Source organism: Spirillospora sp. NPDC048819 (assembly GCF_040650055.1).
GTDB lineage: Bacteria > Actinomycetota > Actinomycetes > Streptosporangiales > Streptosporangiaceae > Spirillospora.
Genome location: NZ_JBEZGN010000030.1, coordinates 46,778 through 73,216, shown reverse-complemented (window position 1 = coordinate 73,216; position 26,439 = coordinate 46,778). Strand labels below are relative to the sequence as shown.

The following is a 26,439-nucleotide window of genomic DNA, read 5'->3' as shown; positions in this document are numbered from 1 at the left end:
GGGTGAGCTGTTCGCATACGGCGGACGGATCCCCAGCCGCTTGCTTCTCGGCTCGCCGCCGCACAACGTGAACTGGACGCGTTCCCCAAGAAGACCAAGGTCAAGGATCGCGCTGAGAAGCATCGGCAGGCCGCTCGCAAGGTGGCCCGGCTGCATGCCAAGATCCGGCGGCAGCGTCTGGATCACGCGCACAAGGCCGCGAACTTTCTGGTGCGCGGCGCGGACGTGATCGCGCACGAAGACCTGGCCCTGGCGAGCATGGTCCGTCGCCCCAAGCCCAGGCCGGCCGTGGACGGCACTTTCGAGTCGAACGGGGCAGCCGCCAAGGCGGGGCTGAACAGGAGCATTCTCGATGCGGGTTGGGGGGTGTTTCTGGACATCCTCGCGCACAAGGCAGAGTGCGCCGGTCGCGAGCTGATCCGAGTGAACCCCCGCGACACCTCCCGCACCTGCCCCGAATGCGGGCAGGTCGCCAAGGAGAACCGCGACCGGGAGGGCTTCGAGTGCATCGCGTGCGGATACGGCGACCACGCCGACCGCGTGGCAGCACTCAATATCGCAGCCAGGGCTGGGCTGGCCCTCTGAGCCGTCGCCTGATCGACGACGCAGGAAGCCTGCGCTCTCACGTGTAGGTGGAGTCACGTCAACACCCCAACAGCGACAACAGGCGGCCGATACGCCGTGATCATGCTTATGGTTTCGGTTCCTGGGAATTGGTGGGATTCACCCTATCGGGTGGAACGTCAATAGGGTGGGGCGACGCTCCCACCAGCGCGTCATCCCACGGACCGGCATCCTCCGTGACCATGCCTTCCACAGCTCCCGACGTTCACTGCTATCAACCGTCCTGGGGCGTGCCCTGTCAACCTCGGGAGGGTAAACCGTCTCGTCGTCGTGACATCCTCGTCCGGCCCCTGGCCGGTCGCCTTCAGCGCTCCAGGCCGAGTTGGGCGGCGGCGGACGCCCAGGCCGACTCGTCGCCGGACGGGGTGTAGCGGCGAAGGGACTGGGTTCTGGCCACCAGCGCGCGGGACTCCGCGCGGTCTCCGATGGCGCCGTGCGCGCGGGCCTGGGCCAGGACGTTGCCGAGGGCGGTCGCCTCCACCGGGCCCGCGACGACCGGGAGGCCGGCCGCGTCGGCGGTCAGGCGGCACAGCAGGTCGTTGCGGCTGCCGCCGCCGACCAGGTGGACCACCTCGATTTCCCGGCCGGACAGGCGGGACGCCTGGCGGAGCGTCGCGCGGTGCGCCAGGGCGAGGCTGTCCAGGATGCAGCGGACCGTCTCGGCGCGGGTGAGCGGCGCGGGGAAGCCGCGGCGGCGGCAGTGCGCGGCGATGCGGGCCGGCATGTCGCCGGGCGGCAGGAACTCCGGGTCGTCGGGGTCGACGAGGCGGCGCAGCCCCGGGACGTGCTCCGCCTCGGCGAGCAGGGCGGGCAGGTCGGCGTCGCCCCAGGTCCGCAGGGACTCCTGGAGGAGCCACAGCCCCATGACGTTGCGCAGGTAGCGGACCGTCCCGTCGACGCCGCCCTCGTTGGTGAAGTTGGCCTTGCGGCTCGCCTCGGTCAGGACGGGCGCGTCCAGTTCGACGCCGACCAGGGACCAGGTGCCGCAGGAGATGTAGGCGAACCGGGCGGTCGTGGCGGGGACGGCGGCGACGGCGGAGGCGGTGTCGTGGGAGCCGACGGCGGCGACCCGCAGACCGGGGTGGCCGGTCTCGGCCGCCACGTCCCCGCGGAGGGGCCCGATGATCTCGCCCGGGCTCCGGAGGGGCGGCAGGATCTCCGCGGGGAGGTTCAGCCGCGCCGGCAGGTCCCGCGACCAGGTGCCGTCGCGGACGTCGAGCAGGCCGGTCGTGGACGCGTTGGTCCGCTCGGCGCCGATCTCGCCCGTGAGCCAGTAGGCGAGAAGGTCGGGGATCAGCAGCAGCGTGCCCGCCCGGGACAGGTCGTCCGCGGCGAGCTGGTAGATCGTGTTGAACGGGAGGAACTGGAGGCCCGAGATCCCGTAGAGGAGGTCGTCGCCCAGTTCCGCGCGCACGCGTTCCATCACGCCGTCGGTGCGGGCGTCGCGGTAGTGGACGGGGTTTCCCAGCAGGCGCCCGCTCCCGTCCAGGAGGCCGTAGTCGACGGCCCACGAGTCGATGCCCACCGAGGCCAGGCCGGGCGGGGCCGAACGCAGACCGTCGAGGACGTTGCCGTAAAGCCCGAGGATGTCCCAGTGCAGGGTGCCGTTGACGCGGACGGGGCGGTTGGCGAAACGGCGGATCTCGTCCAGGACCAGGGTGTCCGGGCCGACGCGTCCGGCCATCACGCGCCCGCTGGACGCCCCGAGGTCGACGGCCGCGAAGGTCGCGAGGCTCATGAGACGACCAGCACCTCCAGCGTGCGCGGGCCGTGCACGCCCTCCACACGCGACAGCTCGATGTCACTGGTCGCGGACGGGCCGGACACGAACGTCAGCGGCCGGTGCGGGTCGAGCCGCTCCAGGGCCTCGGGCACGTCCGGCACGACCTGATCGGCCAGGACGACGATCAGGTGGTAGTCGGGGACGAGCGACAGGGCGCGCGGCCCCTGCCCGGCGCCGTGGTCGAGGACGACCGTGCCGGTCTCGGCGATCGCGGCGGCGCAGCCGGTAACCGCGCCCGCCAGGCCGTCCAGCGACGCGATCTCCGGGTCCCGGACGAGCGGGACCGCCGCCCCCGACCGGGAGGCGGCGAGCCATTCCGCGGGAAGGTCGCCGGGCACGCCGTAGGTTCCGGGACGGGCCGAGAGCCGCTCCGCGATCGTCGCGGGCACGTCGGGCGGGGAGACCCGCAGGACCGTCGCGCGGTAGTCGGCGACCCGCTCGGCGAACAGGTCGAGGACGCCCGCAGCCGGTGACCCGTCGTGGTGGCGGCGCCGGTAGCCCCGGCCGATCCTGCCGTAGGAGGCGGCGACCTCGGCGGCCGGGCGGGCGGGCACGATCTCCTCGATCCGGCGGAGGATCTCCTCGCGCGCGTTCACGGGTTCCCCCCTGAGTGATCTTCGTTGCGTCCGCCGTCCGTGCGGGCCCACCAGGCGCGGAACGACTCGGGCGGCGGGACGGGGGCGTCGCGCGTCTCGGTCCACGCGCCGAGCGGGCCGGGCAGCCGCCGGATCCGGCCGCCGCGCCCCACGACGCGGCGGCTCGCGGACGCGGCGCGCTGGGCGAGCCCGAGCCGGGTGGGGGAGCGCAGCGTCCACCCGGCCGCCGTCATCGCCACCCGTTCCAGCGGATGGCGGGGGCCCTTCTCGACGGCGCGGGCCCGCAGATGGACGAGCACCTCCGGGATGTCGATCGCGACGGGGCACGCGTCGAAGCACGCCCCGCACAGCGACGACGCGAACGGCAGCGAGGCGTCCACGTCCGACCCGATTCCCCTGATCTGCGGGGACAGGATCGCGCCGATCGGCCCCGGGTACGGCGACCCGTAGGCGTGGCCGCCCGCGCGCTGGTAGACCGGGCACACGTTCAGGCACGCGGAGCAGCGGATGCAGCGCAGCGCCTGCCGGCCCACCTCGTCGGCCAGCGTGTCGGTGCGGCCGTTGTCCAGCAGGACGAGGTGGAAGTCGCGCGGGCCGTCACCGGGGTGCACGCCCGTCCAGGCGGAGGTGTAGGGGTTCATCCGCTCGGCCGTGGACGAGCGGGGGAGCAGCTGCAGGAACACCTCCAGGTCCCGCCAGGCCGGGACGATCTTCTCCACGCCCATCACCGAGATCAGCGTCTCGGGGAGCGTGAGGCACATCCGCCCGTTGCCCTCCGATTCCAGGACGACGAGGGTGCCGGTGTCGGCGACGGCGAAGTTCACGCCCGACACGGCGACCTTCGCCGACAGGAACTTGGCGCGCAGGTGGCGGCGGGCCGCCTCGGCCAGCGCGGCGGGGGAGTCGGTCAGCCCCTCGGGCACGTCCTCCATCTCGCGGAGGAAGATGTCGCGGATGTCGGCGCGGTTGCGGTGGATGGCGGGGACGAGGATGTGCGACGGCCGGTCGTCGCCGAGCTGGACGATCAGCTCGGCGAGGTCGGTCTCGTAGGCGGTGACGCCCTCCCCGGCGAGGAACTCGTTCAGGCCGATCTCCTGGGTGGCCATCGACTTGACCTTGACGACCTCGGTCTCGCCGGTCGCCTTCACCAGGCCGGCGACGATCCGGTTCGCCTCGCCCGCGTCCCGCGCCCAGTGCACCGTCCCGCCCGCCTCGGTGACCTTCTCCTCCAGGAGCCGCAGGTAGTGGCCGAGGTTCTCCAGGACGTGGTCCTTGATCTGCTTGCCCGCCTCGCGCAGCTCCGGCCAGTCGTCGAGTTCGGCGACGGCGGACTCGCGCCGCCCCCGGATCGTGGTGGTCGCGTGGGCGAGGTTGCCGCGCAGCCGCGTGTCGGCCACCGCGCGCCGCGCCGCGTCCGGGAAGGACGGCATCCCGACGTACGTCGGCATCGCGGAACCGGAGGTCATGAGGGGTCCTCCTCGGTGGAGGCCAGGATCTCGGCCAGATGGACGGTCCGCACCCCGGCGCGCGTCCGGGTGAGGGCGCCGCCGATGTGCATCAGGCAGGAGTTGTCGGCGGCGCACAGCGTCCCGGCGCCGGTCTTGCGGACGGCGGTGACCTTGTCGGCGCACATCGCGGCCGACACCTCGGAGTTCTTCAGCGCGAACGTCCCGCCGAACCCGCAGCATTCGGCGGCGTCCGGCAGGTCGGCGAGGTCGATGCCGCGGACCTCGCGCAGCAGCCGCAGCGGCCGGTCCCCGACGCGCAGCATCCGCAGCGAGTGGCACGTCGGGTGGTAGGTGACGCGGTGCGGGTAGTAGGCGCCCACGTCGGTGACGCCGAGCACGTCCACGAGGAACTCCGACAGCTCGTGCACGCGCGAGGCCACCCCGGCGGTCCGCGGCGCCAGCTTCGGGTGCCAGTCGCGGATCATCGCGGCGCACGACGCGGACGGCGTCACGACGGCGTCGTAGGGCTCGAACGTCTCCGCGAACCCCTTCACCAGGTGGAGGGCCTGACGCCGGTAGCCGGTGTTGAGGTGCATCTGCCCGCAGCACGTCTGCCCCGGCGGGAACTCGACGTCGTGGCCGAGCCGCCGCAGCAGCCGCACCATCGCCTTGCCCGTCTCCGGGTACATCGTGTCGTTCACACAGGTGAGGAACAACGCGACCTTCATGTGGCGCCTCCCGCGGTCATGGGGTGCCTCCAGCGGTGCCTCCGCTCGCAGGCCGGCTGGATTCGCGGACCACCAGTTCCGGCTGGAACATGACCTGCTGGTGGGCATGCCCGCCCGCCTCGTCGCACTCCTCCAGCAGCAGTTCGGTGGCGATCCGGCCGAGCTGGTAGGTGGGCTGCCGCACCGAGCTCAGCGGGACCGCGGCCGCCGCCGAGAACTCGATGTCGTCGTACCCGATCAGCGCGATGTCAGCCGGCACCTTCAGCCCGGCCTGCAGCAGGACGCGCAGCACCCCGAGCGCGAGCAGGTCGTTCGCGCAGAAGATCGCGTCGGGCAGCGGCGGGCCGGCCTCCAGCAGCCGCCGCGCCGCCTCCTGCCCGGACCGGGCGTTCATCGCCCCGACCGTCACCTCGCGCATCACCTCGCGGCCGAGTCCGGCGGCGCGCAGCGCCCGCAGCGCGCCCTTGCGGCGGTCGGTGCACTGCCGCAGCACGCTGGGGCCGGTGACGAACGCCAGCGTGCGGGCGCCGCCGTCCAGCAGCTCGCCGACGGCGAGCTCGCCGCCCGCGACGTCGTCGACGGCGACCGAGCACTGGTTGGCGCGGGGCGTCGGATGGTCGAGCAGCACCACGGGGACGCCCCGCTCCTGCAGCCGGTCGGCGGCCTCGCCGTCGTCGCCGACGGGGGTCAGCAGGACGCCGCGGACCCGCTGTTCGGCGAGCACCCGCAGGTTGCGCTGCTCGCGCTCGTCCGACTCGCCGGACGACGACAGGATCACCGCGTAGCCGCGTTCGCTGGCGATGTCCTCGACGCCGCGGGCGACGTCGGTGAAGAACGGGTTGGCGAGGTCGAGGACCATCAGCCCGATCGTGCTGCTGTGCCCGGCGCGCAGCGTCGACGCCGAGCCGTTGCGGACGAACCCGAGCTCGCGGATGGCCTGCTCGACCCGGATGCGGGTCGGCTCGGCGACCCGCTCGGGCCGGTTGAGCACGTTGGACACGGTCCCCGGTGAGACGCCGGCGTGCGCCGCGACCTGCTTGATGCCGACGGTCCGGCTCAGGGACCCCGGGCGCCCGGTGCCGTCTGTGCTCAATCTGTGTGCCCCCGGTCCGTCCGCGTGGTGTGCCGCTTCACTTTGGTCACCGAATTAAAACGTGTCAAGCCCGCTGTCGGCACATCGGGGTGCCGGACGCGGCCGGGGAGCGACTTCGAAAACTTCCCCTGCCCCTGTGGCAATGCGGTTCCCGCGGGTTTCGGCGGAATCTGGAGGCGGGTTCCCTCTTGACGGCTGCGCGGCGTGACTCTAGCGTCCTCCGCAACATCTGGTTAAAACGTTTTTCATCCGTTCGTCACAGACCTGCCCCGCGAGGAGGGCCGCGATGGGTGCACCCGGCCGGTCGGCGCCGCCGACATTGGCACTGGTCAACGTGAGCAAGTCGTTCGGCGCCGTGCGCGCCCTCCAGGGCGTCACCCTGGAGCTGCACGCGGGCGAGGTGCACGCCCTGGCCGGCGAGAACGGCGCGGGCAAGTCCACGGTCGTAAAAACGTTCGCAGGGGTGTACCGCCCCGACGCGGGCGAGGTGCGCGTCGACGGCGAGCCGGTGACCTTCCACGGCCCCGCCGACGCGCAGGCCGCCGGTGTCGCCGTCATCTACCAGGAACCCACCCTGTTCCCCGACCTGTCGGTCGCCGAGAACATCTTCATGGGCCGCCAGCCGCGCGCCCGTGGTCACATCACAGGCCTCGGCCGCATCGACCGCCGCGCCATGCATGCCGAGACCGCGCGGCTGTTCCAGCGGCTCGGCGTCGCGCTCGACCCGCAGCAGCCCGCCCGCGGCCTGTCGATCGCCGACCAGCAGGTCGTCGAGATCGCCAAGGCCATCTCCCGGGACGCGCGGGTCCTCATCATGGACGAGCCCACCGCCGCGCTCACCGGCCAGGAGGTCGCCCGCCTGTTCGCGGTCACCCGCACCCTCAGCGAGCACGGCTGCGCCGTCCTGTTCATCTCGCACCGGCTGGAAGAGATCTTCGAGCTGTGCCGGCGGGTCACCACGCTGCGCGACGGCGCCCTCGTCGGCACCGACCCGACCGACGGCCTCACCCCCGACGACCTCGTCCGCCGCATGGTCGGCCGCGACCTCGACACCCTCTACCCCAAGCAGGACGTGACGCCCGGCGAGGTCGCGCTGAAGGTCAGCCGGCTGACCCGCGAGGGCGCCTTCACCGACGTCTCCTTCGACGTCCGCCGCGGCGAGATCGTCGCGCTGGCCGGGCTGGTCGGCGCCGGCCGCAGCGAGGTCGCCCGCGCGATCTTCGGCGTGGACCGCTGGGACGCCGGCAACGTCGAGGTCGCCGGGCGCGCCCTGCCCGCCGGCAGCCCGACCGCCGCGATGGCGGCGGGGCTCGCGCTCGTCCCCGAGGACCGCCGCCAGCAGGGTCTGGTGATGGACATGTCCATCGAACGCAACATGGGCCTCACCCAGCTGCGCACGCTGCGCCGCGAGACCGGCCGCGGCGGCCTCATCTCCCGGAAGGTGGAGCGCAGCCGCGCCGCCGACTGGGGGCTGCGGCTCCAGCTCAAGTACTCCCGGCTCACCGACGCCGTCGGCGTCCTGTCGGGCGGCAACCAGCAGAAGGTCGTGCTCGCCAAATGGCTGGCCACCGAGCCGGCCGTCCTCATCGTGGACGAGCCGACCCGCGGCATCGACGTCGGCACCAAGGCCGAGGTGCACCGGCTGCTGTCGGAACTGGCCGCGCAGGACCTCGCGGTCCTCATGATCTCCTCCGACCTGCCGGAGGTGATCGGCATGGCCGACCGCGTGCTGGTCATGCACGAGGGCCGGCTCACCGCCGAGATCCCCCGCGCGGACGCGACCGAGGAGAGCGTGATGGCCGCCGCGACCGGCCGCGCGGGCACCGGAAGGGCGGCCTGACCCGATGACCGTACTCACCCAGTCACCGGCCAGGCCGGGATCGGGCGGTGCCCGCGGGGGCGGGCGCCGCCTGGTCGAACTGGTGCTGCGCGCACGCGAGCTCAGCATCCTCGGCGCCCTGGTCGTCCTCGTCGTCGGCACCACGATCGCCAACCCGCGGTTCCTGTCCGAGCAGGGCGTGAAGGACATCTTCCTCAACGCCTCGATCCTGGTCCTGCTCGCCGTCGGGCAGAGCATGGTCGTCGTCACCCGCAACATCGACCTGTCGGTCGGCTCCGTCGTCGGGCTCGTCGCGTTCACCGCCGGCAAGTTCGCCTCCGGCGGCGACCGGAACGTCGTGCTCGTCCTCGTCGTCGGCGTCCTCATCGGGCTGGCCTGCGGGCTGGTGAACGGCCTGCTCGTCAGTTTCTGCCGGGTCCCCTCCCTTGTCGTCACGCTCGGCACGCTGTACGTGATCCAAGGGCTCGACTACCGCATCGCCCACGGCGACCAGATCAGCGCCTCCGAGCTTCCGGCGTCGGTCCTCAGCCTCGGCAGCGACGGCATCCTCGGCATCCCCTACCTGCCGATCATCACCGTCGTGGTGATGCTGGCCGCCGGCTACTACCTGCGCTCCTACTCCTCCGGACGCGAGTACTACGCGATCGGGTCCAGCCCCGAGGCCGCGATGCTCGCCGGCGTGTCGATCCGCCGCCGCGTCCTCACCGCCTACCTGGTCAGCGGCGCGCTCGCGGGCCTCGCCGGGGTGCTGTGGCTCGCCCGGTTCGGCACCGTCGTCGCGGACGCCGCGCACGGCTGGGAGCTGACGGTCGTCGCCGCCGTCGTCGTCGGCGGCGTCGCGATCACCGGCGGCGTCGGCACCGTGTACGGCGCGGCGCTCGGCGCGCTGCTGCTCACCACCATCGGCAGCGTGCTGGTGGTGCTGAAGGTCAACTCGTTCTGGCAGGAGGCGATCACCGGCGTCCTCCTGCTGCTGGCCATCAGCGTCGACCGGCTGCTGGCGCTGCGCGTCACCCGGGCGCTGAAACAGCGATCGCTGGAGTCGTCCGCGCACCACGACGTGGAGCCGCGACCCGGCGGCGACGCGCGCCGGGACATCGACACGGCCGGGACCACCGAGACCGCGGCTCCGGAAGGGAAGGGCCGGTCATGAGCCGACTGGGACACCTGGTGCGGTGGGAGACCGCCATCACCGCGCTGCTGATCGTGGTCTTCTTCGGCGGCGCCGGATCCTCGCCCGACTTCGCGAGCAACGGCAACCTGTCGTTCGCGCTGCTCGACCTCAGCGAGATCGCACTGATCGCGCTGCCGATGACGCTGCTGGTCGTGTGCGGGCAGGTCGACCTGTCGGTCGCCTCCATCCTCGGCCTGTGCAGCGCGCTGACCGGCAAGATGTGGGACGGCGGCATGGCGATCGAGACGATCATCCCGCTGGTGCTGATCGTCGGCGTCGTCTGCGGCCTGGTCAACGGGCTGCTCGTCACCAGGCTCGGGTTGCCGTCCCTCGCCGTGACGATCGGCACGATGACCCTCTACCGGGGCCTCGCGTACGTGACGCTCGGCACCGGCGCCATCTCCGAGTTCCCCTTCACCTACACCGACCTCGCGACCTCCTCCATCCCCGGCACCCCCATCCCGTACCCGATCGCGCTGTTCGTCCTGCTCGCCATCGTCACCGGCGTCGTCCTGCACGCCACCGGCATCGGACGGTCGCTGTTCGCGATCGGCGCGCAGGAGGACGCCGCCTACTTCGCCGGCATCCGCGTCAAGCGCATCAAGATGATCCTGTTCGTGCTGTCCGGCCTGGTCGCCGGGTTCGCCGGCATCGTCTACACGCTCCGCTACGGCAGCGCCCGCGCCGACAACGGCCTCGGCCTGGAACTGGCCGTCATCGCGGCGGTGCTGCTCGGCGGCGTCGACTTCGAGGGCGGCAAGGGCACCCTCGGCGGCGTCATCGCCGCGGTGCTGCTGATCGGCCTGCTCCGCAACCTGCTGATGCTCAACGACGTCTCCACCGAGGTCCAGTCGATCGTCACCGGCCTGCTGCTCATCATCAGCGTCCTCACGCCGCGGCTGATCGCCGTGGTGCGCGAGGCCCGGGGCAGACGGAGGGGCGCGCGACCCGCGACCCCCGCCGCCGTGCCCTGACCGGGGGGCGTCCCCGCGAGCCCACCCGGGGGACGGCCCCCGGACCCCCGCAAGCCCCCTGCCGCGTCCACCCACCCCCGAAGCAAGACCCGGATTTCTGAAAGGCACCCAGATGACCACTCGTTTGCGCACCCCGCGACGGCTGGCGGCCCGGCTGGCGGCCACCGCCACGGTGAGCGTCCTGGCTCTCAGCCTGGCCGCCTGCGGCGGAACCACCAAGGACTCCTCGTCCGCCTCCGGGGAGGGCAAGTCCGGCGGGAACGCCACCGCCGATCCGAACGCGCCCCTGAAGAAGGGCCTGAAGATCGCGTTCCTGCCGAAGCAGGTCAACAACCCCTACGAGACGATCGTCGACAACGCCGGCATCGCGGCGGCCAAGGAGTTCGGCGCGGAGGCCAAGGAGGTCGGCCCGTCCGACGCGTCGGCGTCCTCGCAGGTGTCCTACATCAACACGCTCATCCAGCAGCAGCACGACGCGATCCTCATCGCCGCCAACGACGAGAACGCTGTGTGCGGGCCGCTCAAGCAGGCGATGGCGAAGGACATCAAGATCGTCGCCTATGACTCCGACACCAACCCCGAATGCCGGGACGTGTTCATCAACCAGGCCAGCTCCGAGGAGATCGGCCGCAGCCAGGTCAAGCTCCTCGCCGAGCAGATCGACCACAAGGGCGAGATCGCGATCCTGTCGGCGACCGCGAACGCCACCAACCAGAACACCTGGATCGAGTTCATGAAGGAGGAGCTGAAGAAGCCCGAGTACGCCGGCATGAAGCTCGTCAAGGTGGCCTACGGCGACGACAACGACCAGAAGTCGTTCCAGCAGACGCAGGGCCTGCTGCAGGCGTACCCGAACCTCAAGGGCATCATCTCGCCGACCACGGTCGGCATCGCCGCCGCCGCCCGCTACATCTCCGGCTCCGAATACAAGGGCAAGGTCGTCCTGACCGGCCTCGGTACCCCGAACCAGATGCGCAAGTTCATCAAGAACGACACGGTCGAGTCGTTCGCGCTGTGGGACCCGAAGGACCTCGGCTACCTCGCCGCCTACGCGGCCGCGGCGCTGGCGTCCGGCCAGATCACCGGCAAGCAGGGCGAGAAGCTGAAGGCCGGCTCGCTCGGCGAGCGCACCATCGGCGCCAACGGCGAGATCATCCTCGGCCCGCCGACGGTCTTCGACGCCAAGAACATCGACGAGTACGACTTCTGACCCGTGGACACCTGAGACGGACTCCGGAGCACATGGACACGGATTCTTCGCGCAGGAAGCGGATCTGCTTCCTGCTGAAGGTCAGGCAGGACCGCCTGGAGGAGTACAAGCTGCGCCACCAGGCGGTCTGGCCCGGCATGCGGGCGGCCCTGCGCGACGCCGGCTGGCACAACTACTCGCTGTTCCTCCGCGAGGACGGCCTCCTCGTCGGCTACCTGGAAACCGACGACTTCGAGGCCGCGCAGGAGCGGATGGCCCGCACCGAGGTCAACGCGCGGTGGCAGGCGGAGATGGCGCAGTACTTCGAGGACCTCGACGGCCGCCCCGACGAGGGGATGCGGCCGCTCCCCGAGGTCTTCCACCTGGACTGAGTGAAGTACTGGAGTGAGAGAGGTAATCGTGAACGACACCAGCGCGGTGAAGCAGGCCCTGCGCCGCCAGCAGATCGAGACTCCCTCGTGGGCGTACGGGAACTCGGGGACCCGTTTCAAGGTCTTCGCCCAGCGGGGCGTCCCGCGCACCCCGCAGGAGAAGATCGACGACGCCGCGCAGGTGCACCGCTTCACCGGCGTCGCGCCCATCGTGGCCGTGCACATCCCGTGGGACAAGGTGGACGACTACGCCGCGCTGGCCGCGCACGCCAAGGAGAGGGGGGTGCGGATCGGCGCGGTCAACACCAACGTCTTCCAGGACGACGACTACATGCTCGGCAGCGTCACCAACCCCGACCCCGCCGTGCGGCGCAAGGCGCTCGGCCATCTCCTCGAAGCCGTCGACATCATGGACATGACGGGCTCCCGCGATCTGAAGCTGTGGTTCTCAGACGGCACGAACTACCCGGGGCAGGACGACATCCGTGCCCGCCAGGACCGGATGGCCGAGGCCCTCGCCGCCGTCTACGAGCGGCTCGGCGACGACCAGCGGTTCCTGCTGGAGTACAAGCTGTTCGAGCCGGCGTTCTACATGACCGACGTGCCGGACTGGGGCGCCTCCTACGCCCACTGCATCAAGCTCGGCCCGAAGGCGCAGGTCGTGGTGGACACCGGCCACCACGCGCCCGGCACCAACATCGAGTTCATCGTCGCGTTCCTGCTGCGGGAGGGGAAGCTCGGCGGGTTCGACTTCAACTCCCGCTTCTACGCCGACGACGACCTGATGGTCGGGTCCGCCGACCCGTTCCAGCTGTTCCGCATCATGTACGAGGTGGTGCGCGGCGGGGGCTACCCGCTGCCCGGCCAGACCGCGGACGCGGGCGTGGCGTTCATGCTCGACCAGTGCCACAACATCGAGCCGAAGATCCAGGGCCAGATCCGCTCGGTGATGAACGTCCAGGAGGCCACGGCCAAGGCGCTGCTGGTGGACCGGGACGCGCTCTCGGCCGCGCAGTCGTCGGGTGACGTACTCGAAGCCAACGCGGTCTTCATGGACGCCTACAACACCGACGTCCGCCCGCTGCTGGCGGAACTGCGCGAGGAGATGGGCCTGGCCCCGGACCCGGTCGCCGCCTACAAGGCGTCCGGCTACTACGAGCGGATCGCCGAAGAGCGCAAGGACGGCCAGGCCGCCGGCTGGGGCGCCTGACGTGAAGGAGAACGCACCGATGACTTCCACCCCGCCCGAGGTGGAGCGGCTGCTGGAACGCGCCAACACCCTCGGCTCGGACCCGCGCAACACCAACTACGCGGGCGGCAACGTCTCGGCGAAGGGCACCGTCACCGACCCCGTGACGGCCCGCGACGTCGAGCTGATGTGGGTGAAGGGGTCCGGCGGCGACCTCGGCACCCTCACCGAGGCGGGCCTGGCCGTGCTGCGGCTCGACCGGATGCGCGCCCTGGCCGACGTCTACCCGGGCGTCGAACGCGAGGACGAGATGGTCGCCGCGTTCGACTACTGCCTTTTCGGACCCGCCGGCAGTGCTCCGTCGATCGACACCGCCATGCACGGCCTGGTCGAGGCCGCCCACGTCGACCACCTGCACCCCGACTCCGGCATCGCGATCGCGACGGCGGCCGACGGCGCCGAGCTGACCCGGCGGATCTTCGGGGACCGGGTCGCGTGGGTGCCGTGGCGGCGCCCCGGCTTCCAGCTCGGCCTGGACATCGCCGAGATCAAGAAGTCGAACCCGCGGGCGATCGGCGTGATCCTCGGCGGCCACGGCATCACCGCCTGGGGCGCGACGAGCGAGGAGTGCAAGGCCAACTCCCTCGACATCATCCGCACCGCCGAGACCTACATCGCCGAGCACGGCGGGCCGGACCCGTTCGGCGAGGTCGTCCACCCGCCGCTGCCGCACGAGGAGCGGCACGCCCGCGCCGCGGCGCTGTTCCCGCTGCTGCGGGGGCTGGCGTCCACCGACCGCCCGCAGGTCGGGCACTTCACCGACGGCGAGACCGTCCTGGACTTCGTGTCCCGCGCCGAGCACCCCAGGCTCGCCGCGCTCGGCACGTCCTGCCCGGACCACTTCCTGCGCACCAAGGTCCGCCCGATGGTCCTGGACCTGCCGCCGGACGCGCCGCTCGACGACGTCCGCGCCCGCCTCCGGGAACTCCACGCCGCCTACCGCGAGGACTACACGGCCTACTACGACCGGAACGCCGTCCCAGGCTCGCCGCCGATGCGGGGCGCGGACCCGGCGATCGTGCTGGTGCCCGGCGTCGGCATGTTCAGCTTCGGCGCCGACAAGCAGACCGCGCGGGTCGCCGGCGAGTTCTACGTCAACGCGATCAACGTGATGCGCGGCGCGGAGGCGCTGTCGTCGTACGCGCCGATCGACGAGGCGGAGAAGTTCCGCATCGAGTACTGGGAACTGGAAGAGGCCAAGCTCCGCCGCGGGCCGGCGCCCAGGCCCCTCGCCGCCCGGGTCGCGCTGGTCACCGGCGGCGGCTCCGGCATCGGCGCGGCCACGGCCCGCCGCCTCGCCGCCGAGGGCGCCTGCGTCGTCGTCGCCGACCGGGACGCCGCCGCCGCCGAGAAGGTCGCCGCCGAGATCGGCGCGAACGCCCCGCGTCCCTTCGACGCGGCCGTCGCCGTCGGCGCCGACGTGACCTCCGAGGACGACGTCGCCGCGGCCGTCCGCGACGCCGTCCTCGCCTTCGGCGGCGTCGACCTGGTCGTCAACAACGCCGGGCTGTCGATCTCCAAGCCGCTGCTGGAGACGACCGCCGCCGACTGGGACCTGCAGCACGACGTCATGGCGCGCGGCTCGTTCCTGATCTCCCGCGAGACCGCCCGCGTCATGATCGAGCAGGGGATGGGCGGCGACATCGTCTACATCTCGTCCAAGAACGGGGTGTTCGCCGGACCGAACAACATCGCCTACGGTGCGACCAAGGCGGACCAGGCCCACCAGGTGCGGCTGCTGGCCGCCGAACTCGGCGAGCACGGCATCCGCGTCAACGGCGTCAACCCCGACGGCGTCGTCCGCGGCTCCGGGATCTTCGCCGGCGGCTGGGGCGCCAAGCGCGCCGCCGTGTACGGCGTCGAGGAGGACAGGCTCGGCGAGTTCTACGCCCAGCGGACGCTGCTCAAACGCGAGGTGCTGCCCGAGCACGTCGCCGCCGCCGTCTTCGCCCTCGCCGGCGGGGACCTGACCCACACCACCGGCCTGCACATCCCCGTCGACGCCGGCGTCGCCGCGGCGTTCCTGCGCTGACGCGCCGTCCCCGGACTGAAGCGTGTCCCGAACTGAAGCAGTGTTCCCGCGCTGAGGAAGTGTTCCTGCGCTGAGGAAGCCGCGGCCCGCCCTGGGGCGCCGCGGCCCGTTGACCGACAGGAGGACAGGAATGACAGACAACACCGCCCGGCCGGTGACCGGGCCGCCGGTGAAGGTCGGCCTGGTGGCCGGCGGGCTGGGCGCCTACTGGCCCCAGTTCCCGGACCTGTTGCCGCAGCTCCAGCGGTCCGCCGAGCGGGTCTCGGAACGGATGCGCGGACTCGGCGCCGAGGTCGTCGACGCCGGCTTCATCTCCGACGCGCAGGAGGGCGCGGCGGCCGCCGAGAAACTCCGCGCCGCCGGCTGCGACATCATCGTCGGCTTCCTCACCACCTACATGACCGCGACGATGCTGGTCCCCGTCGCGCAGCGGGCGGACGCCCCGGTCCTGCTGATCAACCTGCAGCCGACCGAGTCGATGGACCACGCCGCCTTCGACACCGGGCAGTGGCTCGCCTACTGCGGCGCCTGCCCGCTGCCCGAGATGGCGAACGCGTTCCAGCGGTGCGGCGTCCCGTTCCGCTCGGTCTCCGGTTACCTGGAGGACGAACGGGCCTGGACGAAGATCGGCCGCTGGGTCCGCGCCGCCGGCGTCCGAGCCGCGCTGCGCCGCGGCCGGCACGGCCTGATGGGCCACCTCTACCCGGGCATGCTGGACGTCTCCACCGACCTGACGCTCGTCAGCGCCAACTTCGGCGGGCACGTGGAGGTCCTGGAGTTCGACGACCTGCGCGTCCGGGTGGAGAAGGTGACCGACGCCGAGACCGCCGCCAAGAAGGCCGAGGCGCAGAAGATCTTCGAGCTGGACCCGTCCGTCAACGACGACGACCTGACGTGGGCGGCCCGCGTCTCCGCCGGCCTCGACCGGCTCGCCGGCGACTTCGAGCTGGACAGCCTCGCCTATTACCACCGGGGGCTGGACGGCGAGATCCACGAGCGGCTCGGCGCCGGGATGATCCTCGGCGCGTCGCTGCTCACCGCGCGCGGGATCCCGGCGGCCGGCGAGTACGAACTGCGCACGTCCCTCGCCATGCTGATCGCCGACCGGCTCGGCGCGGGCGGCTCCTTCACCGAGCTGCAGGCCCTGGACTTCCACCGCGGCCACGTCGAGATGGGCCACGACGGGCCCGCCCACCTGGCGATCGGCGCCCGCCGTCCGCTGTTGCGCGGCCTCGGCGTCTACCACGGCAAACGCGGCTACGGCGTGTCCGTCGAGTTCGACGTCAAGCACGGCCCCGTCACCGCGTTCGGCATCATCCAGCGCCGCGACGGCCGGTTCGCGTTCGCCGCGTCCGAGGGCGAGACCGTCGACGGCCCCCTGCTGCAGATCGGCAACACCACCTCCCGCGTCGACTTCGGCTGCGACCCGGGCGAGTGGACCGACGCGTGGAGCGCCACCGGCGTCGCCCACCACTGGGCCCTCGGCACCGGCCACCGGATCGCCGACCTGAAGGCCGTCGCCGACCTCCTGGAGATCGAGCTCATCGAGGTGAGGCCCTGACGCACACCGCACAGGATCGGGGGATCCACTTCTGAGGTGACGTCGGGCCGCGCCCCGCCCCACAGGGCCGCGGGCCCGGTCCGGCGCGCCCGAAAATCGGAGGAAGCCATGCGGCGAACACCGTCCCGACTTCTCATCCTTCCGACATCGGTCCTCCTCATCGCCGCCGGAGGCGCCGCCGTACCCGCGGCGGCCGCGCCCGGCGGCGCCGTGCGGGTCGTGGAGACCCGCACCGAATACGGCGAGCGCCCCCTCGGCCTCGACGCCGCCCGCCCGCGGCTGACCTGGCGGCTCGGATCGTCCAGGCGCGGGCAGGTCCAGTCCGCTTACGAGGTGCGGGTGGCGTCCTCGCCGGGGCGGCTCGGGTCGCCCGACGTGTGGGACAGCGGCAAGGTCACCTCTGACCGGTCCGTTCTCGTCCCCTACGCCGGGCCGGAGCTCAAGCCCCGCACCCGCTACCACTGGTCCGTCCGGGTGTGGGACGGGAACGGCCGCGCCTCCGACTGGAGCAAGGCGACCTGGTGGGAGACCGGCCTGATGGACGGCGGGAACCTCGCCGGGAAATGGATCGGGCACGACGCGCCGCTCCCGCTGCCCACCTCCTTCACCGGCCAGAACGACCCCTCGCAGCTCAAGGAGGGCACGCAGGGGCAGACGTTCACCTCCGACAAGCCGGTGACGGCGGTGTCGATCCCGATGCCGACGTGGCATGCCTCCGGCTCGGACGTGACGCTGACCCTCCGCGAGGAGGGCCCCGGCGGGGAGGTCCTCGTGCGGCGCCGCGTCGAGGATCATTCCGACAACGCCGAGGCCACCCTCACCCTCGACTCTCCCGCTCCCGCCGGGACGTACTACGTCGAGCAGTCCGAGCCGTCCGGGCCGATCGGCTGGTGGGGCCACACCGAGGACGGCTACGAGCACGGGCAGGCGTACAAGGACGGCGAACCCGTCGCCGGCGACCGCCGGTTCAGCTTCGAGACGGTGTCGTCCGGGCCCGACGGGCTCACCTCGCAGCTCCGCAAGGACTTCACCGTCGGCAAGAAGGTCGCGCGGGCACGCCTGTACTCGACCGCGCTCGGCGTGTACTCCGCCGAGATCAACGGCCGCCGCGTCGGGGGCGACGAGCTGACCCCCGGCTGGACCGACTACGCCAAGCGCGTCCAGTACCAGACCTACGACGTCACCAGGCTGCTGCGCAGCGGCGGCAACGCGATCGGCGCCACCCTCGCGCCGGGCTGGTACGCCGGGCACGTCGCCATCTTCGGGCCCGGCCAGTACGGCGACCGCCCGTGGTTCCGCGCCCACCTCCAGATCGACTACACCGACGGCACGTCCCAGAGGATCGCCACCGACCCGACCTGGCGCAGCGCCGTCGGGCCGGTCCAGACCTCCGACCTGCTGATGGGCGAGAAGTACGACGCCCGCGAGCAGACCCCCGGCTGGAGCCGCCCCGGCTTCGAGGCGCCGGGCTGGAAGCCGGTCCTGCTGAACGAGAAGGCCGATCCGCTCCCGGTCGCCCAGGCGGCCGCTCCCACCCGGGTCGAGCAGGAGATCGACCCCGTGAAGATCACCAGCCCGGAGCCGGGCGTGCACATCTTCGACCTCGGCCAGAACATGGTGGGCACGGTGCGGCTGCGCGTGTCCGGCGAGGCGGGGCGGAAGGTGACGCTGCGGCACGGCGAGGTGCTCAACGACGACGGCACCCTCTACACCGCCAACCTCCGTACCGCCAAGGCCACCGACACCTACACCCTCAAGGGCGGCGGTACCGAGACCTACACCCCCCGCTTCACCTTCCACGGCTTCCGGTACGTGGAGGTGACCGGCTACCCCGGCACGCCCGACCTCGACGCCGTCACCGGACGGGTCATGCACACCGCCGAGCCGTTCACCATGTCGTTCAAGACCGACGTGGAGATGCTCAACCGGCTTCACCGCAACATCACGTGGGGGCAGCGCGGCAACTTCCTGAGCATCCCGACCGACACCCCGGCACGCGACGAGCGCATGGGCTGGTCCGGTGACATCAACGTCTTCGGACGCACCGCCACCTACAACATGCAGTCCGCCCGCTTCCTGACCAAGTGGATGCGGGACATGCGCGACGCGCAGGCGGCCGACGGGGCGTTCCCGGACGTCGCGCCGAAGGTCGGCTTCCTGGGCGGCGGCTCGGCCGGCTGGGGCGACGCGGGCGTCACCGTCCCGTGGAACCTGTATCAGGCGTACGGCGACCGGCAGGTCCTGGAGGACAACTACGCGGCCATGCGGAAGTGGATCGGCTACCTGGAGGAGCACAGCGACGGGCTGCTGCGCCCGGCGTCCGGGTACGGCGACTGGCTGAACGTCGACGCCGAGACGCCCAAGGACGTCATCGGCACCGCCTACTTCGCCCACTCGGCCGCCCTGGTGGCCGAGACCGCCCGGGCGCTGGGCGAGGAGGCGGACGCCGAGCGCTACGCCGACCTGGCCGGACGGGTGCGCGCCGCGTTCAACGCGGCCTACGTCACCGAGGGCGGCGCCCGCGTCAAGGGCGACACCCAGACCGCCTACGCGCTGGCCCTGTCCTTCGGCGTGCTGCCCGAGGACGCGCGCAAGCCGGCCGCCGACCGCCTCGTCGAGCTGATCGAGGCCCGCGACTGGCACCTGTCCACCGGGTTCCTCGGGACGCCCGAACTGCTGCCGGTGCTCACGCAGACCGGGCACACCGATGTCGCCTACCGGCTGCTGCAGCAGAAGACGTACCCGTCCTGGGGGTACCAGATCGGCAAGGGCGCGACCACGATGTGGGAGCACTGGGACTCCATCAAGCCGGACGGCGGCTTCGAGGACCCGGCGATGAACTCCTTCAACCACTACGCCTACGGGGCCGTGGGCGAGTGGATGTACCAGCACATCGCCGGCATCAGCGCCGGTGAGCCCGGCTACCGCCGGACGGTGATCCGGCCCAGGCCGGGCGGTGACGTCCGCCGCGCGGACGCCGTCTACGACTCGGTCTACGGGCCGGTCCGCACTCGCTGGTCGCTGGACGGCGACACGTTCACCCTCCACGTCTCCGTCCCCGTCAACACCACCGCCGAGGTCTGGGTGCCGGCCGCCGACGCCGGCGACGTCACCCAGGAGGGCGCGAAGTTCCTGCGCATGCAGGACGGCGCCGCCGTCTTCGAAGTCGGCTCCGGCTCGTACCGCTTCACCACGAGCCACTTCCCCACGAGCCGCTTCACCACAGGCTGACCCGTCCGCGCGGGGGCCCGGTCCAGAGATCGGGCCCCCCGCGCCGCCGGACGTCCCCGCCGTCCGGCTCCGGTCACGTCACCCTCGGTTCGCCCCACCCCTTGAGGAGCCCGAAATGAGTGAACTGTCCAGGAGACGGTTCGTGCAGGCCGGCGGTGTCGCCACGGCGGCGGTCACCGCGAGCGGCGCCACCGCCCCGCCCGCGCACGCCGCCCCCAGGCAACCCGCGAAAGCGCGGACCCTGCGTCCTGCGGATCCGCGGGTGGACCACCTGCGGTCCCCGCTCGGCATCGACAACACGAAGCCGACGCTCAGCTGGCGCTACGCCGCGGGACCGCGCAACGCCGTCCAGACCGCCTACCAGGTGCGGGTCGCGAGCACGGACCGCCGCCTGGCACACCCCGACCTGTGGGATTCCGGCAAGGTCGCCGGAACGGCGGTCTCGGCCGTCTACGCGGGCCGCGCCCTGAAGTCCCGCGAGCGGGCGTCGTGGCAGGTCAGGGTGTGGGACGAGCGGGGACGCCCGTCCCGTTGGAGCGAGCCGTCCCACTTCGAGACGGGGCTGCTCGCCGCGGCCGACTGGAGGGCCCGGTGGATCGGGAACGAGACGTGGTCGGCCGACCCGGAGCCGACCCCGGCGACGGTCGCGTTCACCGCCCGTTCCGCCCGGTACGTCCGGCTGAACGTGACCCGGCTCGGTCTCCCGATCAAGGAGGGCTGGCCGTACAAGGTGTCGCGGCTCCAGCTCGCCGAGATCCGGGTCCTGGACGGGCCGTCCGGGAGCGACCTGGCACTCAGGGCACCGGTGACCGCGTCGGAGAGCTACACCGTCCCGGGCCAGTGGGAGCCGAAGGCCGTCACCGACGGCTCGCTCACCACCGACGCCGCACCCTTCGGCTACACGAGCATGGAGCGCAGGGAACAGGACCTCACCGAGCCGATCTGGATCCAGATCGACCTGGGCGAGGAACAGCGGTTCGACCGGATCCTGCTCTATCCGCGCACGGACGTGACGACCGACGACGAGAAGACGGCCAACTTCCCCGAAGACTTCACCGTCCAGACGTCCGTCGACGGCGAGGCGTTCGAGACGGCCGCCACGGTCGAGGGGCGGGAGGCGCCGCCGCCGCTGCACCGCTCGCCCGAGGCGCTGCCCGTCTTCAAGCGGGAGTTCGGGCTCGGCAAGCGCGTCCGCACGGCACGCCTGTACGCCACGGCCCTCGGCGTCCTGGACATCACGGTCAACGGAAGGCCGGTCAGCGACGCCGTACTGGAGCCGCCGTACTCCACCTTCGGCAAGCGGCTCGTCTATTCGACCTACGACGTGACGAAGCTGCTCCACCGCGGTGACAACATCGTCCAGGTAGAACTCGGCCCCGGCATGGCACATGTGCCGCCGACCCCCGGCCGCTACCAGAAGCTCACCCGCTCCGACGGCAAGCCGGCGTTCCTGGGCCAGCTCGAGATCACCTACACCGACGGCTCCCGGGACGTCATCGCGTCCGACACATCGTGGCGGACGGCGCTCGGCGCCACCACGTTCTCCAGCTGGTATGGCGGCGAGGACCACGACGCCCGCCGGACCCCGGGGGAGTGGGCGGACGCGATGACCGTCGCGTCACCGGCCGCGAGCCTCGCGGCCCGCACGTCGCCGCCGATCGAGCCCGTGGACGAGTTCCGCACCAAGAAGATCACCGAGCCGCGGGACGGCGTCTACGTCGTCGACCTCGGCACGAACATCGCCGGCTGGCCGAGGCTGCGCGTCCGCGGGCCGGCCGGGACGACGGTGACGATGCGTCCCGGCGAACTGCTCAACGGCGACGGGACCGTCAGCCAGCACACCACCGGCTCGCCCATCTGGGACACCTACACCCTCTCCGGCGACGGCACCGAGACCTGGCATCCCCGGTTCTGCTACCACGGGTTCCGCTATCTGCAGCTCGAAGGGCTGCCGTCCCCGCCGGACGAGGACACGGTCACCGGCATCGTGCTGCGCGCCGCCAACGAGAAGGCCGGCTCGTTCACCAGCTCCTACGGTCTCCTCAACGACATCCACAAGATCATCGACCGGGCCGTGCAGGGCAACATGTACTCCGTCCTCACCGACTGCCCGCACCGCGAGAAGCTCGGCTGGCTGGAGCAGGCCAACCTGGTGTTCCCCGCCGTCGCCCGCAACTACGACGTCACCGCCTACTACGGCTCGATCGTCCGCAACATCGCCGAGGCCCAGACCGAGGACGGCCTCGTCCCCGACATCGCGCCCGAGTTCACGGTGTTCTCCGGCGGGTTCAGGGACGACCCCAACTGGGGCAACGTCATCGTGTTCGCGCCCTGGCAGATGTACCGCGCCTATGGCGACGTCGCCACGCTCCGCGCGTACTACCCGAACATGGTCCGCTACGTCGATTACCTGTCCGGGAAGGCGGACGGGCATCTCCTCGACTACGGCCTCGGCGACTGGATCGCCTTCGACACCAGCACCCCCAAGGGCGTCACCGCCACGTTCGGCTACCACCGCGCCGTGTCGGCCCTCGCCCGGATCGCCGAGGTCATCGGCGAGGATGCCGACGCCGCGAAGTACGAGGCGCTCGCGGGCGAGATCGGCTCGGCGTTCCACGCCGAGTACGCCACCGGCGACACCTACGGGTCCGGCAGCCAGGCATGCGATGCCCTCGCGCTCGACATGGGGGTCGTCCCGGCCGGCAAGAAGGACGCGGTTCTGGCCCACCTCGTGGACGGCATCAAGACCAACGGCTACCACCTGACCGTCGGCGAGATCTCACTGCCGTCGGTGTTCCACGCCCTGTCCGCCGCCGGCCGCGACGACGTCGTCCACGCCTTCGCCGTGCAGACCGGCAACCCCAGCTACGGCTACCAGGTCGTCCACGGCGCCACATCGCTGACCGAGAACTGGGACGGCCCCACGTCCGGCAACTCCCAGAACCACTTCATGCTCGGCGCGATCGACGAATGGTTCCACGCCGGTCTCGCCGGCCTCGGACAGACCGACGACTCGATCGCCTTCGAGACCCTCCTCATCAGGCCCTCGGTGGTCGGCGACATCACCCACGCCGCCGCCACCTACGAGACGCCGCGCGGTCATGCCGCGGCCTCCTGGCGCCGCACCGGCCGGAGACTCCGCTTGGACGTCACCGTCCCGCCCGGCACCAGGGCCCGCGTCGAGATCCCCATGCCGGGCGGGTCGGCACGGCCGAGCGCCCCCGAGGACGCCACGTGGATCGGCGTCCAGAACGGCCGGGCGGTCTTCGAGATCGGCTCCGGCGACTGGACGTTCGAGGGGAGGGCGGCGTGACCCCGAACGACATGAGCCGGCGCCGCTTCCTCGGCGCGTCGGCGGCCGGGGCGACCGGCGTGGTCGTCCTCGGCTCCGCCGGCACCGCGTCGGCGGCCCCCTCGGGCGGCGCGGCGCGGCGCACGCCGTCCGGCCTGCTGACCTCCCTGCTGCCGGACGGCCTCGGGGTCACGGCGGCCAAACCCAGGCTGAGCTGGCAGGTCGCCGACCTCGGGCCCGGGACGAGGCAGACGCACCACCAGGTCCAGTTCGCCACGACCCCCGCCCGGCTCGAGCGCGGCCCGCGCTTCTGGGACAGCGGCCGCGTCGCGTCCAGCGCGTCCGTCGCCGTGCCGTACGGGGGGCCGGCGCTCTCGCCCGGGACGGCCTACTGGTGGCGTGTCCGGACGTTCGACGGGCACCGGTCGTCCCGCTGGTCGCAGCCGGCGCTGCTGGCCACGGGCGTCGGCGCGTGGACGGCCGAGCCGATCTGGACGTCCGCCGCGCCGAGCCCGGGCGACGGCGTCCTCAAGGCCAGGGTGCGGATCACCTCGGTCGCGGCGAGCGTGTGGTTCCGGGCGTCCGGGACGGGCGCCAACTACCTGTGGCAGCTCCGCGCCGGGACACCCGGCGTGCTGAAGAAGCACGTCTTTGTGAACGGGTCGTACCGGGTGCTGGAAGAAAAGCGGCTCGTCATCCCCATCGAGACGGACCGCTGGTACGACGTCACCGTCGAGATGGCCGGCTCCACGTTCACGACGTCGATCGACGGCGCGGAGGTCGACGGCACGACCGACGCGACGTACCGCACGGGCACGGTCGGGATGCGCAACGGTTCCACCGAGGCGAACGCATGGGACCGCGTCACCTTCACCGGGCCCGGCGGCGAGGTCGTCATCGACGAGGACTTCACCGAAGGGCGCGGCACCTTCTCCGCCGGAACCGTGGCCGACGGCGCCCTGACTCTCGGGAAGGGGCAGTCGGCCCTTTCGTCGGCGGGTTCGCCCGACGACGACTGGGCGCTGCTCCGCACGGAGTTCACTCCGCCGCGCAAGCAGATCGTGGCCGCGGTGCTCCATGTCGCGGCCCAGTCGCCGACGCCGACCCGCCAGTACCCGGCGAAGATCTGGGTGAACGGTGAGGTGGCCGGTTTCGCGTCCGCGCCCCATGGGGCCGGAGCACCGCGCTACCACTCGTTCGACGTGACGGGCTCGCTGATGCCGGGACGGCGCAACGCGCTCGCCGCCCTGGCCTTCACCACCCAGGACAAACGGTTCCTCGCCCAGCTCGTCGTCACCTACGCCGATGGGACGACCACCACCGTCCGCAGCGGCGCGAAGTGGAAGGCGCGCCGCCAGGCGGGGCTGCTGCGCGACGGCGGGACGTTCGGCACCGGCTACTACCACGGCCCCCAGGAGTACTGGGACATGCGGGAGGAACCGACCGGCTGGACGAGTCCCGGCTTCGACGACGCCGGCTGGGAGTCCGCGGCGGTCAAGGCGCCGATCGACGGGCTGGAGCCGGCGCTGATCGAGCCGGTCGGGCTGCACGACGTCCGGCCCGAGTCCGTGCGGGAGGTCTCGTCCGGTACCTGGCTGGTGGATCTCGGCAAGGAGATCGTGGGCGGCCTGCGGATCTCCGTGCGCGGGAAGGCCGGGCAGAGTATCGAAGTCCGGCTCGGCGAGGAGCTGAACGGCGACGGGACCGTCAGGCACGCGCTGCGCGCAGGCGTCACCTACCGGGAGATCTGGACGCTCCGCGACGGCGACCAGACCATCGAGCACTGGGGTTATCGCGGGTTCCGCTATGCGCAGCTCACCTGCGGCGGCGGTTCGCCCGGCGATGACGGACCCGTCCTGTCGCACGCGGTGACGGGACGGGCCTGGCGCGTCGGCTGGCGCGACTCCGACGCCTCGTTCTCCAGTTCCGACCCCGGCCTCGACCGCGTGTACGAGCTGTGCCGCTACTCGATCGAGGCGACGCGCGGCGACCTCTACATCGACACCCCGACACGCGAACGCGGCCCCTACGAGGGGGACGCGCTGATCAACCAGGCGTCCGAGTACGGGGTGCAGCGGTCGTTCGCGCTGGCCCGCGCCTCCGATGTGTTCCTGGCGCGCAACCCCACCTGGCCGACCGAGTACCGGCTGATGAACGTCATGTCGGCCTGGCGGGACTACCTGCACACCGGTGATCCCGAGCAACTCGCAGCCGACTACGACGTCCTCGCCGCCAAGCAGCTGACGTCGCACCTGGGCGACGATGGGCTCGTCCACAAGAATCCCAACTCGCCCACCCAGGACCTGGTCGACTGGCCGGTGTCCAACCGGGACGGCTACGTCTTCACCGAGGTCAACACGGTCGTGAACGCCTGCCAGTACGCCGCGTTCACCGCCATGGCCGACATCGCCGCCGTCTTGGGCAAGACCGGCGACGCGAAGACTTGGCGTGGAAGGGCCGACAAGCTCGCCGCCTCAATGCGCGAGAAGCTTCTGGACGCCTCGAACGGACGGTTCGTCGACGGCGTCGGCACCGGCCACAGCGCGCAGCACGCAACCGCCTACCCGGTCGCGCTCGGCGTAGCCGGACCCGGCACGGTTCCCGATTCCGTCGTCCGCGCCCTGGGCAAGACCCTCGCGGACGGCGGTATGGAGGTCAGCGTCTATGGCGCGCAGTTCCTCCTGGACGCCCTTTTCTCCACGGGACAGGCGAAGGCCGCGATCGGCCTGATGACGGCCACCGGCCGCAGTTCGTGGCTGCACATGATGGACGACCTCGGCGCGACCATCGTCGCCGAGGCGTGGGACCCGTCCCTGAAGCCCAACATGACGTTCTCCCACGCCTGGGGTTCCGCACCCGCGAACGTGATCCCGCGCCACATCCTCGGCGTGCGGGTCACCGCGCCGGGTGCCGCCGAGATCGAGGTCCGGCCCCGTCCGGGCGGCCTCACCCGGCTCTCCGGCCGCGTCCCCACGATCCGCGGCCCGGTCTCCGTCGCGCTGAACCGGGAGAGGCGCTACCGGCTGGACGTGGAGGTGCCGCCCAACACCTCGGCCCGGCTCGTCATAGAGCTCGGCGACGCCGACCCCCGCGACCACCGCGTCGGCGGACCCCACGCCCGCGCCCCCCGCGCCACGGGCCGGGACGCCACCGGCCGGCTCCTCACCATCGGCCCGGTCGGCTCGGGCCCCATCTCGGTGACCAGGGGTGATGGGTGAACGACGGCCGTGACG

At 71.9% G+C, this 26,439-nt stretch carries 17 protein-coding genes; 12 read left to right on the top strand and 5 right to left on the bottom strand.

Going from position 1 to position 26,439, the window contains the following annotated elements:
• Positions 1-15: 15 nt before the first annotated feature.
• On the top strand, positions 16-585 hold the full coding sequence (locus AB0C35_RS32160) for a transposase (protein WP_358464315.1): 570 nt from the start codon (positions 16-18) through the stop codon (positions 583-585).
• A gap of 343 nt (positions 586-928) precedes the next feature.
• Here AB0C35_RS32160 and AB0C35_RS32155 read toward each other — a convergent pair whose 3' ends face one another.
• From AB0C35_RS32155 to AB0C35_RS32135, 5 genes are read right to left on the bottom strand one after another with little or no spacing between them, the layout of a single operon-like run.
• Positions 929-2,362, bottom strand: coding sequence for a rhamnulokinase family protein (locus AB0C35_RS32155; RefSeq protein ID WP_358464190.1), 1,434 nt, complete (start codon positions 2,360-2,362; stop codon positions 929-931).
• Positions 2,359-3,003, bottom strand: a complete 645-nt coding sequence (locus tag AB0C35_RS32150; protein ID WP_358464187.1) for an LUD domain-containing protein — start codon at positions 3,001-3,003, stop codon at positions 2,359-2,361. The genes AB0C35_RS32155 and AB0C35_RS32150 overlap by 4 nt, the downstream gene beginning before the upstream one ends.
• On the bottom strand, positions 3,000-4,469 hold the full coding sequence (locus AB0C35_RS32145; protein ID WP_358464184.1) for a LutB/LldF family L-lactate oxidation iron-sulfur protein: 1,470 nt from the start codon (positions 4,467-4,469) through the stop codon (positions 3,000-3,002). Before AB0C35_RS32145 ends, AB0C35_RS32150 begins: the two co-directional genes overlap by 4 nt.
• Positions 4,466-5,179: a (Fe-S)-binding protein gene (locus tag AB0C35_RS32140; RefSeq protein WP_358464181.1), complete on the bottom strand. Its 714-nt coding sequence runs from the start codon at positions 5,177-5,179 to the stop codon at positions 4,466-4,468. The genes AB0C35_RS32145 and AB0C35_RS32140 overlap by 4 nt, the downstream gene beginning before the upstream one ends.
• 16 nt (positions 5,180-5,195) lie before the next feature.
• Positions 5,196-6,272, bottom strand: coding sequence for a substrate-binding domain-containing protein (locus AB0C35_RS32135; RefSeq protein ID WP_358464178.1), 1,077 nt, complete (start codon positions 6,270-6,272; stop codon positions 5,196-5,198).
• Positions 6,273-6,558: 286 nt separating this feature from the next.
• Between AB0C35_RS32135 and AB0C35_RS32130 the strand changes: the two genes are divergently transcribed.
• The 11 genes from AB0C35_RS32130 (at position 6,559) to AB0C35_RS32080 (ending at position 26,424) form a co-directional block, all read left to right on the top strand.
• Positions 6,559-8,112: a sugar ABC transporter ATP-binding protein gene (locus AB0C35_RS32130; protein WP_358464175.1), complete on the top strand. Its 1,554-nt coding sequence runs from the start codon at positions 6,559-6,561 to the stop codon at positions 8,110-8,112.
• A gap of 4 nt (positions 8,113-8,116) precedes the next feature.
• Entirely contained in the window at positions 8,117-9,265 is a 1,149-nt protein-coding gene (locus tag AB0C35_RS32125; protein ID WP_358464172.1) for an ABC transporter permease, read from the top strand.
• A complete protein-coding gene (locus tag AB0C35_RS32120) occupies positions 9,262-10,260 on the top strand; it encodes an ABC transporter permease (protein ID WP_358464169.1) in 999 nt (332 codons plus the stop codon). The genes AB0C35_RS32125 and AB0C35_RS32120 overlap by 4 nt, the downstream gene beginning before the upstream one ends.
• 112 nt (positions 10,261-10,372) lie before the next feature.
• Entirely contained in the window at positions 10,373-11,470 is a 1,098-nt protein-coding gene (gene rhaS, locus AB0C35_RS32115; RefSeq protein ID WP_358464167.1) for a rhamnose ABC transporter substrate-binding protein, read from the top strand.
• A gap of 32 nt (positions 11,471-11,502) precedes the next feature.
• A complete protein-coding gene (locus AB0C35_RS32110; RefSeq protein ID WP_358464165.1) occupies positions 11,503-11,841 on the top strand; it encodes an L-rhamnose mutarotase in 339 nt (112 codons plus the stop codon).
• Positions 11,842-11,869: 28 nt separating this feature from the next.
• Positions 11,870-13,051 (top strand): L-rhamnose isomerase, encoded by a 1,182-nt coding sequence (rhaI, locus tag AB0C35_RS32105; protein ID WP_358464163.1) that lies wholly within the window; start codon positions 11,870-11,872, stop codon positions 13,049-13,051.
• Positions 13,052-13,070: 19 nt separating this feature from the next.
• Positions 13,071-15,122: a bifunctional aldolase/short-chain dehydrogenase gene (locus AB0C35_RS32100; RefSeq protein ID WP_358464160.1), complete on the top strand. Its 2,052-nt coding sequence runs from the start codon at positions 13,071-13,073 to the stop codon at positions 15,120-15,122.
• Between the two features lie 130 nt (positions 15,123-15,252).
• On the top strand, positions 15,253-16,683 hold the full coding sequence (locus AB0C35_RS32095) for an L-fucose/L-arabinose isomerase family protein (protein ID WP_358464157.1): 1,431 nt from the start codon (positions 15,253-15,255) through the stop codon (positions 16,681-16,683).
• A 108-nt stretch (positions 16,684-16,791) separates the two neighbouring features.
• A complete protein-coding gene (locus AB0C35_RS32090; protein WP_358464154.1) occupies positions 16,792-19,914 on the top strand; it encodes a glycoside hydrolase family 78 protein in 3,123 nt (1,040 codons plus the stop codon).
• Between the two features lie 115 nt (positions 19,915-20,029).
• Positions 20,030-23,227 (top strand): family 78 glycoside hydrolase catalytic domain, encoded by a 3,198-nt coding sequence (locus AB0C35_RS32085; RefSeq protein ID WP_358464151.1) that lies wholly within the window; start codon positions 20,030-20,032, stop codon positions 23,225-23,227.
• Positions 23,224-26,424: a family 78 glycoside hydrolase catalytic domain gene (locus tag AB0C35_RS32080; RefSeq protein ID WP_358464149.1), complete on the top strand. Its 3,201-nt coding sequence runs from the start codon at positions 23,224-23,226 to the stop codon at positions 26,422-26,424. Before AB0C35_RS32085 ends, AB0C35_RS32080 begins: the two co-directional genes overlap by 4 nt.
• Positions 26,425-26,439: the final 15 nt, after the last annotated feature.